Consider the following 16228-nt stretch of genomic DNA (forward strand, 5'->3'; position numbering starts at 1 on the left):
AAATTATTCAAAGAAATAGATGGAGGAGGGCATATGAACACACGGGAGTTATCACCCTGTTTTGTCACAAAGGATGTGGATGCCTGCCGCGATTTTTACCAGCGACACTTCTCGGCAACAGCCATTTTTGATTGCGGCTGGTATCTCAACATGCGTATTGGAGGCGATGGCTCTTCGATTCAGTTCATGCAGCCGCAGGATGGTATGGTTGAATACGGTGCAGAGGGGGTTATGCTCAACTTCAGGGTTGACGATGTCGATGCAGAATATGCAAGGCTTGTGAGCGAGGGGGTTGCACTGGCCATGCCGCTTGAAGATCATCCATGGGGCGACCGGGGATTTTCGATTATCGATCCCATTGGAACAGCTCTCTACATCTACTCTGATCGGGAACCGTCGGATGAATTCAGGCAATACTATACCTCCTGACAACGGCGACCCTGCCGATCACCTGATATAAACGGAAGGTTCCTTGAATTTGTAAGATGACGCAAGTACACGTAGTCAACAACGTCCCCCTATTGAAATGAAAAGTTCTCAAGTGGTTGATTCCTCTGTTGACGTAAGTGCTAATAGTCAACAACGTCCCCCTGTGTTGAGGATTAGTGATTTGTCGAAGTTTTATATGATGGGGGAGGTGCGGGTTGATGCTTTGAAGCATATTTCGCTTGAGTTTCATGCGGGGGAGCTGGCGGTGCTGCTGGGGGCTTCGGGGAGCGGGAAATCGACGCTGCTTAATATTATCGGGGGGCTTGATGTGCCCTCTTCGGGGAAACTTTTTTTTCATGGGAGAGAGATGACTGCGGCCACGGAGGCGGAGCTGACGGCCTATCGTCGTCGTTCGATTGGCTTTGTGTTCCAGTTCTACAATCTGATTTCAAGCCTTTCGGCGCTTGAAAATGTGCAGCTTGTGACCGAGATTGCCGATAATCCCATGCCTGCAGAGGAGGCCTTGCGGCTGGTGGATCTTGGCCATCGTCTGAACCATTTTCCAGCACAGCTTTCCGGCGGGGAGCAGCAGCGGGTGGCGATAGCGCGGGCGGTTGCGAAGCGGCCTGAGCTGTTGCTGTGTGATGAGCCTACCGGGGCGCTTGATTTCCAGACGGGAAAACTGGTGCTTGATGTGATCGAGAAGGTCAATCGGGAAATCGGTACGACAACGCTTGTTATTACCCATAATGCTTCGATTGCGGGGATGGCTGACCGGGTTGTGCGTCTGCGGAGCGGGGAAATTTCTGAGGAGAGGAGGAACCTTACCCGGCTGTCACCTTCTGAACTGGTCTGGTAGAGAGTTCAGATGAAACAACTTCAGAGAAAGCTACTGCGCGAACTGATGCGCCTCAAGGGTCAGATGCTTGCTGTTGCGGCGGTGGTGGCCTGCGGTATTTCGGTTTTTGTCTCCATGAGCAGCGTGAAGCATTCACTTGAGGTTTCGCGGCAGCGCTATTACAACAGCTATCGCTTTGCGGATGTTTTTGTGCAGGTGAAGCGTGCACCGGAGTTTTACCGCGAAACGGTGAGTCGTATTCCGGGGGTGGCATCGGTCAGCACTCGCATTACGGCTGACGTTACCCTCGATGTTCCGGGGCTGGACGAACCGGCTACAGCCCGGCTGGTTTCGATTCCCGACTATCGTACGCCGATGCTGAATGATCTTTTTCTGAAAAAAGGGCGCTATATCGAGCCGGGCAAACCTGATGAGGTGATTGCGAGCAAGCCCTTTCTCGAAGCTAACCACCTTGTTCCCGGCGACCGGATCAGTGCGGTGATTAACGGTCGAAAGCGGAGTCTGCTGATTGTCGGCATGGGGCTCTCACCCGAATATATCTATGAGGTGCAGCCCGGCTCCTTTTTCCCCGACAAGCGGCGTTTCGGGATTTTCTGGATGGGGCGTCGCTCGCTGGAGTCTGCGCTCGACATGAGCGGAGCGTTCAACGACCTTTCGCTGACGCTTGCTCATGGGGCATCGGAAAAAGATGTCATCATGCGTCTCGACACTCTCTTTAAACGCTATGGTTCGCTTGGTGCCTATGGACGCAGCGAGCAGCTTTCCGATCGATTCATTGTCGATGAGATCAAGCAGGTCGGCATTCAGATTACCTTTCTTCCGGTTGTCTTTCTCGCTGTGGCAGTTTTTCTGCTCAATATTGTGCTTCGCCGTATTGTTGCCACCCAGCGCGACCAGATTGCCGTGCTCAAGGCTATCGGCTACTCCAATGAGGATGTCGGGTTGCACTATCTGGGGTTTGCCATGATTCCTACCGCTTTTGGGGCGGTTGTGGGTACGCTGTTTGGAGCGTGGCTTGGCAGGGGGCTGATGAACATCTATGCCGATTTCTATAATTTTGCGGAGCTGGTCTATTACTTCCGTTTCGAGGATGTTGCCCTCTCGGTTCTTTTGAGTTTTGCTGCAGCCATTTTTGGCGCGCTTGGTGCGGTGCGCAAGGCGGTGCAGCTTCCTCCGGCTGAGGCGATGCGCCCGGACTCCCCGGTGCTCTACAAGCCGGGTATATTTGATCGAGAGTCGTTGCGAAAAAAAATTCCGGTATCACTGCGGATTATTGTGCGTAACCTGGAGCGCCGCCCCTGGAAAGCCGTGCTTTCTGTGCTGATGACCTCCCTTTCTGTCGCGATTCTCATTGCCGGTCGCTATACCTATGACTCTCTTGACCGGATGATTCAGGTGGAGTTTACCCGCAAACATCGCGAGGATGTTACCGTGATTTTCAATAATCCCATGCCTCCTTCGGTACGCTATACCATTGCGTCGCTTGACGGTGTGCTTGAACATGAATATTATCGTGAAGAGCCGGTGAAGATGCGTTTCGGTCATCGTATCCGTCGGCAGTCGATCAAGGGAATGGAGTCTGCCGAGGGGTTGCAGCGGCTGGTTGACAAGGCAAACCGACAGTGCAGCTTGCCTCCTGACGGCATTGTGCTGACCTCAACGCTTGCGACGCTTCTTGGTGTTGGGCCGGGCGACAAGCTGCAGATCGAGTTTCTGCAGGGCAGGCAGCGTCATGCCGAGCTTCTTGTCAGTGGAACCATTGATGAAATTCTTGGCCTCTCGGCCTACATGAACCTTGGTGCGCTGAACCGTCTGGCAGGCGATGGCGGGGCTCTGAATGCGGCATATCTGCGTCTTGATCAGGCAAAGGCCGGGAAGCTCTACACAACCTTCAAGGGTATGCCGGGAGTTTCCGGCATCATGATGCTGAAGGCGATGAAGGAGAGTTTTGATGAGCTGATTGCCCAGAGTATGAACACCTCGACCGTCATTCTCACCTCTTTTGCCTGTGTGCTTGCCTTTGCGGTGGTTTACAATGGCGCCCGCATCTCGCTTTCCGAGCGGGCACGAGAACTGACAAGCCTCCGGGTGCTCGGTATGACAAAAGGGGAAATTTCCTTTATTTTGCTTGGTGAACAGGCTCTGCTTACCAGTGCTGCCGTACCGCTTGGCTTTTTGATTGGTATCGGGCTCTCTGCACTGCTCGCCCATGCGCTCAGTTCAGAACTCTATCGGCTCCCTTTGGTGTTCAGCGCCTTTAACTTTCTCTTTGCCTTTATGGTTATTGTTCTTGTCTCGGTTGTCTCCGCTCTCCTGGTCAGAAAGCGGCTTACGGAGCTTGATCTTGTCGAGGTTTTAAAAACAAGGGAATAGATTATGGTATTTTCGAAAACACAGCGCATTGCAGGGATCTCGGTTGCCGTGGCAGCGCTCATTCTTTTTTTTGTTTTCCGCCCCTCTCCGCTTCCTGTAGATTCGGGTGTGGTCAGTCGTGGCCCCTTGCAGGTAACGCTTGAAGGGGAGGGAGTTACCCGCGTGAATGACCGTTTTGTTCTTGCCGCACCGGTCAGCGGAAAGCTGGTGAGGGTGGAGCTTGAAGAGGGCGACCATGTCCGGAAGGGGAGCGTGGTGGCCTCACTGCTTCCTGCCCAGCTCGACAGCCGTGAGTATCGTGAAGCCTCTTCACGGGCGGGGTCAGCCCGGGCAGCTCTTGACGAGGCGATTGCCCGGCAACGCAGGGCTGATCTCACCCTTGTGCAGGCTGAACGCCGTTTCGGTCGTTACCGTAATCTCTATGGTGAGGGGGCCGTTTCAAAAGAGAGTTATGAACTTGCAGAGAATGAGGCTCAAACATTGCGAAAAGAGCGTGATGCGGCCCGCTCAGGGGTTGAGGCTGCCCGTTATAACCTTGGAGCGCTTCAGGCCCTTGTTGATCGCCAGGTAGCGGGGCAGCCGGTGAAGGTACTCTCCCCGGTTGATGGTCGGGTGCTCCGTATCCATGAGCAAAGTGAACGGGTCGTGAGTGCCGGGTCACCACTGGTTGATATTGGTGATCCTTCGGCGATTGAGATTGTGATTGATCTGCTCTCTTCCGACGCCATCAGGGTAAAGCCGGGAAACCGGGTGGTGATTATGGACTGGGGCGGTGAAAGGGAGCTGCAGGGAGTGGTGAAAACGGTTGATCCGGCGGCATTTACCAAAACATCGGCACTCGGGATTGAAGAGAAACGGGTGAACATTGTGGCGCTTCTCAGCCGCAACGAACCGCTGCTTGGCGATAATTTTCGTGTCCAGGCAAGCATTGTGCTCCGTGAAGCGAGTGCTGTGCTTCAGGTGCCGGTAAGCAGCCTCTTCAGGGGAAAAGAGGGCTGGCATCTCTTTGTTCTTGAGGATGGCAGGGCGGTTGATAAAGCCGTGAGGATCGGTATGAGGGGCACCTTGCAGGCGCAGGTGCTCGCAGGGGTCAGGGAGGGGCAGAAGGTGGTGGTGCATCCTACCAACGAACTCAGGGATGGCATGTCGGTGAAGGCGCAGGAGTGATGAAAAAGAGCGCTTGCACGTTTCCCTGTACGGAGTAACTTTACCCACACTATGAGCAGAATTGAAACAACAGCAGCGGCAGTCAGGAGTGCGGAGATCTCCCACTCGATGATTCTTATTATTGGCGGTGGGGCGGCAGGAATGATGGCGGCGATTGCAGCACGTCGGAGTGCAAAAGCTTCCGGCAACTCCTGTTCGATAACCCTTCTTGAGCGGAATCCCCGTCCGGGAACAAAAATCAGGATATCGGGGGGCGGTAAATGTAATGTAACTCACACTGGTACTTCGGCGGAGCTGCTTGAGCAGGGTTTTCTGCGTCGCAATGAGGCGCGTTTTTTGCGTCAGGCCCTCTACAGCTTCTCAAACAGTGACCTTCTTGCTCTCTTGCGTTCTCGGGGTGTTGAGAGTGAAGAGCGGCCTGACGGAAAGGTGTTTCCCGTCAGCGAGGATGCCTCAACGGTTGCCCGTGCCTTTGAGGAGCTGCTGAAGGAGTCACGGGTGCAGGCACACTTTTCCTGCCGGGTCAGGAGTGTCGAACGCAAGGGTGAACTTTTTATGGTGACCACTGCCGATGGGGTATTCACGGCAGATCGTCTCATTCTTGCAACCGGTGGTGTCTCCTATCCCGGAACCGGTACGACGGGTGACGGCCTTGTGATTGCTCGCTCGCTTGGCCACTCGATAAAAAAGCCTTCGGCAGCGCTGGCGCCCCTCTACACCCTCAACGCTCCTCCCGCTTCACTTTCAGGGCTGGCACTCCGCTCAATCAGCCTTGTAGCCACTTCCGGTGGACGGAGTGTTGAACGGCGTGGCGACCTGCTCTTTACCCATCGCGGCGTCAGTGGTCCGGCTGCACTCTCGCTTTCACGCGACATCGCCGAGCTGATTGGTGAAACAGGTAATTGCGCTCTCTTTGCCGATCTCTTTCCGGAACAGAGCAGCGCTGAACTTGAGGCTGAGCTGCTGCTCCAGGCTCGCAGGAGTGGGGCACAGATGGTACGCAAATTCCTGCAGGGATGTCCGATAGCTCCTCTCAGTGGCGCTTTCGGCATGGCTCGTCAAGGGACGATTCCAACCGCTCTTGTACCCTTTCTTATGCGCCATGCAGGCCTTGGGAATGATGTGACCTGGAGCGGACTTGCGAAAGAAAAACGGCAGTCGCTCCTCTCAACGCTCAAGCGATTTCCGCTTGGCAGTGTACGCGATGTGCCGCTTGATCAGGGGGAAATTTCAGCCGGAGGCGTTTCGCTGGGGGAGGTGAACCCCAAAACCATGTGCTCAAGGGTTGTTCCAAACCTTTTTCTCTGTGGCGAACTTCTCGACTACGCCGGTGAGATTGGCGGCTATAACCTGCAGGCCGCATTCTCCACCGGCTGGATGGCGGGTGTGAACGCGGTCAAGCCAGTAGTGACGAACTCTCTGTAAAAGGCAGAAAGCGTTGATGTTAATTGGCGTTTCCTGCCTCTAACCCTTTTATTCTGAGCAGGAATAAGCAGGCTCTTTTGTTGCACTGTCCATCATCCGTACTTCAAACCGGCACTCTTTAATGTCGAATGAGAAGGCGGGATTGTCGTGAAAGATGACCCGTCTGTTTTCGAAGCGCACCTTCATGGGAACGCTTACCTTCCGCTCATCACCGCAGACGTTGTTCTTTACTCCGGGATGGAAGAGCGCGCCCTCTTTATCCAGCACAGAAACATGGATGGCATGGTCAACAGTACTCAGCGCCTCTATGGAGCCGTCTTCTGCAAGCTGGACAGAGTTAATGTCGCCGTGAATCCCGTTCGGTTCGTTGTCGTAGGAGGAGATCACCCCGATTGGCGTAAGGATGTCAATCTTTTTGAGTGGCTCAAAAGAGCGGATTGAGCCTGACTCATAGAAAGCCAGCCCTTTTCTCACGGTGATTTCACCCATCGGCGTCTTTACGGTCAGGGTTTGATCCGGCCAGAGAGTGATGCTTTTGAGCGCACCGCTTTCGTAAAACTGCAAACCAATCACCTTGGTGGCAAGGGTTCCTATAGGCGAACTGAAGGTGAGGGTGGTGGCAAGGGCAAATTCGTTCTTCCACGACCAGAAGCCGCTCAGTTTACCGTCAAGTGGAAAGATCCGTTTGATATTGCCATTTTTATGGAAGGTCACCAGCTCCGCCGGGATGGCGCCGACCGGTGTTTCAAGCATGGTTTGCGATTGCAGGGCAATTGATTTCAGAGCGCCATCCTTGTAAAAGTACATCGGCTTGACGGCGCGTCGCCCCATGTCCTCGGCTTCGTATTGAGGCACCAGCGTGCCATAAGGGGTGCTCAAGCTGTTTGGCTCGGTGACAAGGCAGCCATCCGTTTTGCCGTTCGAAAAGAGGGTGCGGAACTCGACACCGGAAAGGTCGCCATATATGGTGCTTGTTGTGGCCATGATGTTTCTCGTTATGTTGGTTTTTCCAAACTCTTTTCACTTCCCCTTCCTTTATATTGCAATTATCGTGCCGGAAGGTGGAAAAAGGTATAAAATACTTATTTGTAAGAGGTTCCCTTTTCTCTTTCTGGTTGAGGATGACCAAAAAGGGCTACAAAATGGTAGAAATTATCGGGCGATCTACATTGTGGTAGAAAATGCGGAGGGAGTGGCTGGTCAGATTCGTTTTGCTTGTTGCTTCGCTAATCGCGTTTGGCGACGCAGTTCATTCCTGCTCAATTATCTGCTTTCGTTGGGGATTGCGCGGAAGGGTGGTTTACTGGTAAGCTACGGTTACATCAAAGGTTCCGGTGTAGTTCCCCGGTGGCTGGTTTGCAGAGACCTCCAGCTTTCCGCCGATATTGAATGCAGAGAGCCCCTCACTATTCAGTTTCAGGGTGTTTGAGGCTGGTGAGACGGTAAAGCTGTTTACCACCATGCTGCTACTCCCGTTGGAGATCGTGATTCCTGTATTTGGCAGTGTAACATTATAGGCAGAGTTTGCCGTACCGGTGACATTGAATGATGCTGGCCCGGAGACTGAGGAGACGAGCTGCACTCCTCCCGAATTTGTTCGATCGGAGGTTGATGGATTGATGGTCACCGTTCCTACTGATTCACTTGGAATGATGACTCCAAAAGCCAGATCGCCATGGGTGGGTGTTGATGTGTTTTTGGCACTGGAGATTCCGGGCGCGATTGTTGCTGTGGCGGTGCCTTCGGCAGCCTGTGCCACACTCCCGGAGGAGAACAATGCCCAAAGGGAGAAGAGAACTACAACTCTGTTTTTCATGGGGAACCTCCCATTTAACTTCCATGACGGAGGCTGCGTCTCTGAAAAGGATAACAATAAAGTATAATAACCTTAATGCGGAACAAATGTCAGGATAAATTCATACCCCCATACGCAAATCTATAACAGATTTTGAAGAAAACAAATCCTGATATGATAATAGTTTTTATTTCAGGGCAGCAGGGGAGTTTGAAGTGATTTCTCTTTGCCGGAGTCGACTGGAGCCTTCCCGTTCGATTCAACAGGTGTTTCAATGCCCGGTTCAACAGTTAGCGGCTCAAGTACCAGATTGATATTGTCGATATATGCTCCTTCGGCTGGAATGACCAGCTCCTTGAATGGCGCTGTAGTGCCAAGTTTTGCGGCCTGTTCGGGTGATACGCGCAAGGTGTAGTTCCCGGTGGGGAGCGCTCCGAGAATGTAAACACCGTCATATTCTGACCGGGCCTTGCCAGCTACCTTTCCCTCCTTGTCAACAGCTTCAATGGTGATACCGGACGCAGGTTCCTCAATGCCCTCTTTCTTGTTGAAAACGGTACCGCTCACTTCACCGGTGACCCATACGGGAAATTTTACCGGGAGAGGATAACCTGGTCTTGGTACCACACGTACCCCTTTGTCGGCAGGCACCCAAAGCAGCTCTTTAAGTGTTGAGGGTGAAATGGTGATATCCGTCAGAATGTTGGGAGAAATTCCCTGAATAAAAGCGATACCCTTTGCATCAGTGAGTGCGGGATTGCTTTGTTGATTGACAAAAAAACCGGCATCCTTGATTTCGGGCTCATCGGGGTCCAGCTCCCTGTTGCGATTCTTGTCGAGGTATGCCTGGGCGGAGATTCCTGCCTGCTGGCTGCTCAGGCTTCCATCGATATTCCATTGACCACTTTTTGGCTCATGACTGAGGTTCGTCGAGAGCTGGATACCGATACCCCATGCTCCGCCACTGGTATAGTTACCTGTAACTCCCATTGCCATCTTTTTGAAGGTATGGTTGAGCCCTGTTGATGCAGTCAGGGTTTTGCCAAGCGGTGTGTAGGTAATGCTGTTGAGAAGCAGCCATTCATGCTTGAGGCGCAGTTCGCAGGTACCTCCAACGGTGCTGATGACTCTTTCAGGAAGGAGCTGGTATCCAATTTCAGCCCTGAGTGAGAGGTTTTGGCGTGTCATGCTTGCATATGAGCTGCCAGAAAGGGCATCACTTTCTGTGTCACCATCCAGCATTCGTTCCAGTGTAACGGTGTGTGTATGATCAATACCCCAAGTCCGGTTGCTGCTGGTCATGGTGGCACTCTTCGATTTCCGCAGTTCATCAAACTCTGTCTGGGCCAACGTCATCGAGAATCGGGAGTTTGTCAAAAAGAAAAAGGGGTTCAGGCCGTCGATGCGGATATCCTCTTTTTTCAGATATGAAAGAGTCCCGGTTGTTGTATGCCAATCTTTATCATACTCCTGCATCAGGACGGAGAGTGTTAATGGTCCAAATCGTGTCTGGATACCTGCCTGCCTGGCCAACCGACTGGTGGCAAGATTGCGGGCTATCTGCAGATCGAGCTGTATCATTTTCAGGTAACCGCTGAACCCCGCTCCGGCAAACGTCTGACGTTCGTCGTCGATGAGCGCTGATGCGAGATAATTGGTTGCAGTGAGCCATTTGTTCACGCCAAGTGTGCTCTTCCAGGTCATGAGGGGCGCTGGATCACCATCTGGTGATGCGAGCAGCGAACGTTGTGTTGCGTTGGTTGCTGTTATTTGATAGTTCCAGCTACCCGGTTCGATCATGTTGCGTCCGACATTGTAGATATGCCGTTCAACCCGCTGCTCGCCCTGGGGGCCATGGAAAACAAGTCGCAGTTCATTCAGACCATAGATGAGTGGGATATCGGCAAATGAATAGCTCTCACGGGGGTTTGATGGGCGGTAGTCGAGCAGGTTTGCATTGCTGAAGAGTTCTACATCCCAACCCTTTGCAAGAAAACCGTTCAGGGTCAGCTTGTCAAAAAAAGAGGATTGATTGATCGGGTAACTGCTTACCATGATGCCGGTTCCGACACTGTTGCCTATCAGTGGAAGTGTTTCGGGCTGAATATCCCCGATGGCAATCTTGCGAGCGTCAAGTACTCCCAATATGCCGCCCGTCGGGCTTGTCCGTTCAAGGATCATGGTGCCGTTGTCAACTCCGATAATCGATTTGCCGGCGCCAGCAATATGGCCTGAAAGATCAAGTCTTCCGCTCATCCAGAGGAGATCACCAGAGAGGCGGGTGTAAAAGCTGCTGTTTCCTGGAGTAATGTTAGCTGTCCCCTCTCCGGTCAGTGAGGAGGAGAGGGAGATGTCAATGCTCGGGCCGGCAAGGAGGCGGAATGGAGTGTTCAACAGCGGATAGCCGGGATCATTGTAGCTGCCATAGCCCCATGTATTGGAGCCTCGCTGGCTGCGCGCCATGCGTTGCTGAATAGGAAGCGGTTCAAACGGACGAATATCGACTGCAGCATCAAGGCGGTTGGCATCGATGCGCATGGCAAACCATTCGGCAAGCAATCTGCTTTCGACATAGATATCGTCAGTGAGGGCTACCACCAGCTTCGGGTCGTACCGGTATGTGTTGCCGTCTACGATAATGGAGGATTTTGCCATATCGAGCATGAAAGACTGAGAGGGCAGGGCAACATGGCCTGATCCGACTCCTTTTGCAGGATCAACAGTAATGCCGAGTTCAAGGCTTCGGCTCAGCTCACCAAGAGGAAGAAAGAGTCCAGGAGGGGCAGAATAGGTGACCAGATTACCGGAAAGCGTCGCTCCGCCAAGACGAACGACGCAAAGCAGCAAATCGTCCTCACTGAGGGCGGTCGGAGACTCTGCCGTCCTCTTCTCTTCACCATACAAGAGTTCCGTCTGGTGGCCGGTCGCAAGGCATATCCAGAAAAAAAAGAGAAGTGAACTTCGTAAAACTCTGAAATAATTATGCAATGACGACAATATGACCCTCTGCGAGTAGGTGTTCAGCGCTCTTCTCCTTATTGCTGTAGTGAATGATCAGGGCTCCTGCTGCCAATGACTCTCCAGCGCCTTGAACAGTAGTAGCAATGAAGAGGCATGGCAGAAAGTTCCTGATGTTCAGAGTACTATTGAAAACCGACAAAGTACTCTTCCGGCGAGCGCTTAATTGTAATTTGCCGTCACGGTAAAGGTTCCGCTGTAGTCTCCGGATGGCTGATTGGCAATAAGTGAGAGCGTTCCGCCAACCGTAAATTCATTGCTGGAAGGGGAGTCACTTATCGTTAATGATGATCCTGTCAATGAAGAGGTGAAATCGTTGATCGACATATTGATTCCACCGCCTTTGGTAATGGTAACGATGCCATTAGCGGGCAGGGAGATGGTACAGGCGAGGCCGGTATCACCAGCAACCCTGAATCGTGCAGCTCCAACGGTTGAGCTGACAAGTGTTACGCCACCACCAGCGCTCCGCACACCATCCGTACTGATGGTAACGGTTCCCCCTTCTGTACTGCTTGGTGTGATGGTTCCAAAGGCCAGATTAGATGGGGTTGCAGAGCCTCCATTGCCAATATTGCTGATACTGATTGCCCCCCGCACCGTCGCAGTGGCGGTTGCACTAACACTTGCAGCCTGCGCCTCACTGCCGAAAGCGAGCAGGGTGGCCATGCATAAAAACGTTGAAATTCTCTTGTTCATGATAATCGTCTCTTTATGAGTGACTGGATTGTCGCCAGTTACTACTTTGATTTTGCATATCTACTCCGCCCCGTGCGTCATTTTCTGCTCCTGTTACTGTCGAAAATATATACAATACATATATTAATTCCAATCTAATTAAATATCGTGTATGTGCAAAATGGCGTAATACCATGTTCCCTGTAAGAGGGCGCTTTTTCGATTTGACGAATAAATAGTCTCTTATTGCCTGAAAAATATCTATTTAAGGCCGTTTCTCGGTTGTCTGGCATACACTCATCCGCGACAAATTTGCAAGGGAGGTTGTTTGCTCTGTATATATTGTCAGTATATATGGCTGCAGAGAGATGCCGGGGAGTTATACAGTTTCCATAGCCAGCCAATCCTCGGGAGCTGAGGATGTGGCTGGTAAGAAACAAAGGGGGGCAGGGGGAGTGGCGGAGTGCAAGAGCGAGATTTTATGGAACGGCAATCTTGCCTTCAGCGAGTACCTGTTCAGCGCCATTTTCCTGACCGGTATAGCGGACCATTAGCTCTCCGCTCCGAAAATCAACACCTTTTTGGGGGGTGAGGGCAAGGAGCATGGTGCGTTTTGCATTGGGTGTATAAACGGCCACTCCTTTTATCAGGGCAACGGAGATGGCCTTGTTTCCCGGCGCTTTCCAGAGCACCTCGACATCACCATAGGTAGAGCGAGTTCCTTCACGCTGAATGGTCAAAGCCAGCGCCGGTTTCCCCTCATTGCCTTTCGGGTCAAGACGAAGGCCGCTCAGTCGTGCTGTTGCTGTCAGCGAACCGTGGCGCACAATGACCGGAATCGTCACTCCATAGATCGGCACCAGTTTGATCTGTATACCACGGCTCACCGAATCGGGTTTGACCGCATTCTCGGCAGTGGGTATCAAACGAAAGCTGAGATGGGAGCGGTACTCACCATCAGCAAGATCAGAGGGTTTGCGCAACATCATGCGCACCATCTGCACCTGGCGGGGCTCAAGGATCACCCTGCGCGGGGTAAAACGGACGAAGGTATCAGCAAAGCGGTCATTCGGATCAGCCGGGGTACCTTTCTCGATCTCCTTGATCTCTCCGTTTTCGCTCATGCGACACTGCACAAAGGAGATGGCATAGGTGTGCGCCTTGTCGCTGCGGTTGACCAGAGCCAGTTCAGTGGTCGGCATATTCCCCTCAAAGACAATCCGTGTAGGGGTTACCAGCAGATCCTGAAGTGAATAGCCAGCAGAAGCAGGCTCATCGGCAGCCAGGGTTGATTTGGTGGAACTGCAAAATGTAGCCATCATAAAGAGGGCCGAAAGCAGGTGCTTGATGTTCATAGAGGTTAATAGAAACTATTTTAAGGATGGCATAGTGAACCGTAAAAGCGCAACAATACGCTCAAGATAGGTAAAGAGCGTGTAATTCACTATTGATTATTGGCGGATGAAGCGGGAGTGATGGTAACGCTTTCCCGTGCAGGAGTGAAACGAAAAGAGTTTGCTTTTACGCCCAACATACGGGGAAGCCGGAAAATTAATGCCAGTCTTCCCGTATGTGTACAGGAGAATGCGAGTTGCGAAGAGTTACTTATTGGTATAATACAGTTACATCAAAAGTGCCATTGTAGACCCCTGAAGGCTGAGCTGCAGCGACAGCCAGTTTTGCGCCAACCTTGAAAGTTCCTTGACCGGCAGGATCACTCAGCGTACCTTTATTGTCGATCAAGTTACTGGTAAAGTTTGTAACTGCCATGTCAGTAATAACAAGAGCACCAGTTTTATGGAGAGTTGCAGCACCTGGTAAAGTTACAGAATAACCTGTACCACTATCACCTGAGACAGCAAATTGAGCTGGACTCTGTGTTATCTGAGTGGTCACCGTTACAGCAAAAGAGTCATTCGTTCCACTTGCAGCAACCGTAACTGTTCCTGGTGTTTCTGCATCGGGAATAATGTGTCCAAAGGTTAGAACGCCACCATTCACTCCATCTGCATCCTGTGAAACCGTGAGCGCACCCGCAATTGTTGCTGTTGCATGGCCTGTTGCAGCATAGGCATTGGACCCTGAAGCAAGCAAAGCAGCCATACCGACGAGTGCCAAAATTCTCTTTTTCATAGGTTGTTATTTTTTTCTTAGTAAGGTATAAAGTATATATCGACATAGGTTCCAATATATATAAATCACAAACCGTTTATATGTTTTTTATCACTGGTGTCCAACTGTTGAAAAAATAAATCCATATAGATTATAATAATAAAATAGAATACGAGGTTTTTTAACCGTTACCGACTTGAAAATGCCTGCGATCTTCAATCATTTTATAATTCTTCACCAAGGAATGATCGATGTACACAGGAAAAAAGTTGGTTGAACACCTGTCGCTTTATCAATTTCGCCTGGGTGTTAAGCGATACAACGGCCTTTTCAAGGTTCAATCGTTCATCTGCCTTGATCAATATCTCTCCCTGTTCTTTGCACAACTGACCTATCGAGAAAGTCTTCGTGATATCACGACATGTCAGCTCGACATGCAGAACAAATGGTATCTCATGGGCATTCGTGGAGCACAAGAAGGCTTATGATGATTTTCTTATTCAGAAGAGAACGCCCAAGCGCGGCCTGGTAGTCACGTATAATAATGAAGCAATAAGCCGACACATTAGCCGATATGCGGGATTCCAGGCACTGCTTTCCAATGGCATCAAGGATCCTATCGAAGTCATGAGGGTTTACCGTGACAAGGATGCAGTAGAGAAGTGCTTCGACGACCTGAAAAACTCGTTTTATAGTTGGACAGTAGTGTTTTTTTTATAAATCTCTACGGGTCATATTCCCCGCCGCTTGCGGCGTGATATGATGTATATTAGTTGGCATGAGCGAATATATTCACAAGAGCCACAATGTCACCGTTCTGATGTATCACATAGTGCTACCAGCAAAGTATAGACGCGTGATTTTTGATAATGAGGTGGATGAAGTCCTAAAAGACGTGTGCTTGGACATAGAAAATCGTTATCAGATCAAGTTCCTGGAAATTGGTACAGATAAAGATCATGTGCATTTTTTGGTGCAATCAGTGCCAACGTATAGTGTCACGAAAATCGTGACGATGATAAAGAGTATTTCTGCTCGAGAAGTGTTCAGGCGATGTCCCAAAGTAAAAAAACTGTTGTGGGGTGGTGAGATGTGGACGGATGGGTATTATGCCGGAACGGTTGGAAAGCATGGAAATGAAGACATGATAGGCAAGTATGTCAAAGGGCAGGGCGGTACGTATCAGAAACGCTACAGTGATTATCAGTTGTCACTGTTCTAAAAGAGGAAATCTTCAATACCCCGCTGCTTGCGGCGGGGATTCTTTATTGGAGTTGATGCGCTTTTTGTGGAGGGCTTGTATCGAACGGCTATGCGGAGACGATGCTAAAATAAAATAATGCCTCTTCTTCGAAAGGAGATCTTTCGCGAAGAGGCATTGACTTTGTGTTACTTATTGATATACAACAGTTACTTTGAATGTCCCGGCATATATTCCGGACTTCTGATCTGAAGGTACCTCAAGTACACCACCAACAGAGAATGTTCCCTTACCCTTAGGATCAAGTGTAAGGCTTGTTGCAGATTCAGCCAACTCAGCTTTCATGCTACCTTGTCCAGCGTCTCCAACCAATTCTACGCTTTGTTCTGCATCTATATCGCATATACAGCTAGCACCTCCACTGACAGAGAATTGGGCTGCTCTGGTCGGTGATGTACCTGCGTTGATTTGTGTAGGACCGTCAAAATTGGCTGTTCCATCTGCAGCAACGGTAACTTTCCCTCCGCTACCAGGTACCATGGTTCCGAAAGAGAGCCCTTTATTGGAATTTGTTATCGTTAAAGCGGTTACAATTTTTGCTACCGCATCCGCACTAGCTGTTTCCGCCTGAGCCTCACTACCAAAGGCAAGCAAAGCTGCCATACATCCGAGTGCCAAAATTCTTTTTTTCATGATAATTCTCCTTTGTGTGATTTAAATATCTATCGTTTGTCAAAAAAACTGGAAGCTCTGTAATCTGATTGCCTGATGAAGGTTTGTTAAAACATCCTTTCCCGATCAGCGCCATCTTTCTACTGGTAGAAATATATATAAAATATGGATATTTGCAAATAAATATATATACGCCACCCCCTTATTATTTCCGCGTTATTACAATTTTTTTTATTGAAAAAATCTTAAAATGTTTATTTATAGAGTTTTAAAAAAAGTTAGAAACGGCGATCTCTCTGGTGATGCGCTTGGGTATATATATATGCGGGGTGAATGATACGTGTTTTTTATACACTGGAGCAGGAGCCCTTTCTTTTTTCGGTGAATTTGGTGGGTTGACTTATGCCGGGAGGGGATCGCGAAAAGAAAGAGCTTTTTTTTCGGGCGCCTTACCTGCTGATCACTATATTCTGTACCGCTCAATGGCGGGCGCTGTTAC

General features: G+C 50.6%; 15 protein-coding genes and 1 pseudogene. 8 read left to right on the plus strand and 8 right to left on the minus strand.

What is annotated here, in order from left to right:
- The first annotated feature begins 33 nt into the window (after window positions 1-33).
- From PPHA_RS06360 to PPHA_RS06380, 5 genes are all read left to right on the plus strand, one after another.
- Window positions 34-429: a VOC family protein gene (locus tag PPHA_RS06360; protein ID WP_012508034.1), complete on the plus strand. Its 396-nt coding sequence runs from the start codon at window positions 34-36 to the stop codon at window positions 427-429.
- A gap of 196 nt (window positions 430-625) precedes the next feature.
- Window positions 626-1288 (plus strand): ABC transporter ATP-binding protein, encoded by a 663-nt coding sequence (locus PPHA_RS06365; RefSeq protein ID WP_190274044.1) that lies wholly within the window; start codon window positions 626-628, stop codon window positions 1286-1288.
- A gap of 9 nt (window positions 1289-1297) precedes the next feature.
- On the plus strand, window positions 1298-3661 hold the full coding sequence (locus PPHA_RS06370; RefSeq protein ID WP_012508036.1) for an ABC transporter permease: 2364 nt from the start codon (window positions 1298-1300) through the stop codon (window positions 3659-3661).
- A 3-nt stretch (window positions 3662-3664) separates the two neighbouring features.
- Entirely contained in the window at window positions 3665-4828 is a 1164-nt protein-coding gene (locus PPHA_RS06375) for an efflux RND transporter periplasmic adaptor subunit (protein ID WP_012508037.1), read from the plus strand.
- 51 nt (window positions 4829-4879) lie between these two features.
- On the plus strand, window positions 4880-6253 hold the full coding sequence (locus PPHA_RS06380) for a BaiN/RdsA family NAD(P)/FAD-dependent oxidoreductase (protein ID WP_012508038.1): 1374 nt from the start codon (window positions 4880-4882) through the stop codon (window positions 6251-6253).
- Between the two features lie 48 nt (window positions 6254-6301).
- Here PPHA_RS06380 and PPHA_RS06385 read toward each other — a convergent pair whose 3' ends face one another.
- The 7 genes from PPHA_RS06385 to PPHA_RS06410 form a co-directional block, all read right to left on the minus strand.
- Window positions 6302-7237: a hypothetical protein gene (locus tag PPHA_RS06385; protein ID WP_012508039.1), complete on the minus strand. Its 936-nt coding sequence runs from the start codon at window positions 7235-7237 to the stop codon at window positions 6302-6304.
- A gap of 316 nt (window positions 7238-7553) precedes the next feature.
- Window positions 7554-8069, minus strand: coding sequence for a DUF4402 domain-containing protein (locus tag PPHA_RS06390; protein ID WP_012508040.1), 516 nt, complete (start codon window positions 8067-8069; stop codon window positions 7554-7556).
- A gap of 171 nt (window positions 8070-8240) precedes the next feature.
- Entirely contained in the window at window positions 8241-11036 is a 2796-nt protein-coding gene (locus PPHA_RS06395; protein WP_190274034.1) for a carboxypeptidase-like regulatory domain-containing protein, read from the minus strand.
- A complete protein-coding gene (locus tag PPHA_RS15540; RefSeq protein ID WP_150085621.1) occupies window positions 11029-11208 on the minus strand; it encodes a hypothetical protein in 180 nt (59 codons plus the stop codon). Before PPHA_RS15540 ends, PPHA_RS06395 begins: the two co-directional genes overlap by 8 nt.
- Before the next feature lie 20 nt (window positions 11209-11228).
- Window positions 11229-11765 carry a DUF4402 domain-containing protein gene (locus PPHA_RS06400; RefSeq protein ID WP_041526463.1) on the minus strand — a complete coding sequence of 179 codons (537 nt, stop codon included), beginning with the start codon at window positions 11763-11765 and terminating at the stop codon, window positions 11229-11231.
- Between the two features lie 458 nt (window positions 11766-12223).
- Complete coding sequence (locus tag PPHA_RS06405) at window positions 12224-13099, minus strand: fimbrial biogenesis chaperone (RefSeq protein WP_012508043.1); 876 nt, start codon at window positions 13097-13099, stop codon at window positions 12224-12226.
- A 250-nt stretch (window positions 13100-13349) separates the two neighbouring features.
- Window positions 13350-13877, minus strand: a complete 528-nt coding sequence (locus tag PPHA_RS06410; RefSeq protein WP_012508044.1) for a DUF4402 domain-containing protein — start codon at window positions 13875-13877, stop codon at window positions 13350-13352.
- Between the two features lie 230 nt (window positions 13878-14107).
- Here PPHA_RS06410 and PPHA_RS06415 point away from each other — a divergent pair, with 230 nt between their 5' ends.
- From PPHA_RS06415 to tnpA, 3 genes and pseudogenes are all read left to right on the plus strand, one after another.
- On the plus strand, window positions 14108-14344 hold the full coding sequence (locus tag PPHA_RS06415) for a DUF4372 domain-containing protein (protein WP_012508045.1): 237 nt from the start codon (window positions 14108-14110) through the stop codon (window positions 14342-14344).
- A pseudogene (locus PPHA_RS16930) lies at window positions 14328-14543 on the plus strand (IS1634 family transposase); the annotation flags it as partial. The gene PPHA_RS06415 and the pseudogene PPHA_RS16930, both read left to right, overlap by 17 nt.
- A gap of 91 nt (window positions 14544-14634) precedes the next feature.
- Window positions 14635-15078, plus strand: coding sequence for an IS200/IS605 family transposase (gene tnpA / locus PPHA_RS06425; protein ID WP_012508047.1), 444 nt, complete (start codon window positions 14635-14637; stop codon window positions 15076-15078).
- A gap of 171 nt (window positions 15079-15249) precedes the next feature.
- Here tnpA and PPHA_RS06430 read toward each other — a convergent pair whose 3' ends face one another.
- Complete coding sequence (locus tag PPHA_RS06430) at window positions 15250-15750, minus strand: DUF4402 domain-containing protein (protein ID WP_012508048.1); 501 nt, start codon at window positions 15748-15750, stop codon at window positions 15250-15252.
- Window positions 15751-16228: the final 478 nt, after the last annotated feature.

The organism is Pelodictyon phaeoclathratiforme BU-1 (genome assembly GCF_000020645.1).
GTDB classification, from domain to species: Bacteria; Bacteroidota; Chlorobiia; order Chlorobiales; family Chlorobiaceae; genus Chlorobium; species Chlorobium phaeoclathratiforme.

Coding starts and splice junctions, on each gene's coding strand:
- PPHA_RS06430 (WP_012508048.1), bottom strand. CDS start 15,750: ATGAAAAAAAGAATTTTGGCACTCGGATGTATGGCAGCTTTGCTTGCC.
- PPHA_RS06380 (WP_012508038.1), top strand. CDS start 4,880: ATGAGCAGAATTGAAACAACAGCAGCGGCAGTCAGGAGTGCGGAGATC.
- PPHA_RS06410 (WP_012508044.1), bottom strand. CDS start 13,877: ATGAAAAAGAGAATTTTGGCACTCGTCGGTATGGCTGCTTTGCTTGCT.
- PPHA_RS06415 (WP_012508045.1), top strand. CDS start 14,108: ATGTACACAGGAAAAAAGTTGGTTGAACACCTGTCGCTTTATCAATTT.
- PPHA_RS06375 (WP_012508037.1), top strand. CDS start 3,665: ATGGTATTTTCGAAAACACAGCGCATTGCAGGGATCTCGGTTGCCGTG.
- PPHA_RS06405 (WP_012508043.1), bottom strand. CDS start 13,099: ATGAACATCAAGCACCTGCTTTCGGCCCTCTTTATGATGGCTACATTT.
- tnpA (WP_012508047.1), top strand. CDS start 14,635: ATGAGCGAATATATTCACAAGAGCCACAATGTCACCGTTCTGATGTAT.
- PPHA_RS06370 (WP_012508036.1), top strand. CDS start 1,298: ATGAAACAACTTCAGAGAAAGCTACTGCGCGAACTGATGCGCCTCAAG.
- PPHA_RS06385 (WP_012508039.1), bottom strand. CDS start 7,237: ATGGCCACAACAAGCACCATATATGGCGACCTTTCCGGTGTCGAGTTC.
- PPHA_RS06400 (WP_041526463.1), bottom strand. CDS start 11,765: ATGAACAAGAGAATTTCAACGTTTTTATGCATGGCCACCCTGCTCGCT.
- PPHA_RS06365 (WP_190274044.1), top strand. CDS start 626: ATGATGGGGGAGGTGCGGGTTGATGCTTTGAAGCATATTTCGCTTGAG.
- PPHA_RS06390 (WP_012508040.1), bottom strand. CDS start 8,069: ATGAAAAACAGAGTTGTAGTTCTCTTCTCCCTTTGGGCATTGTTCTCC.
- PPHA_RS06360 (WP_012508034.1), top strand. CDS start 34: ATGAACACACGGGAGTTATCACCCTGTTTTGTCACAAAGGATGTGGAT.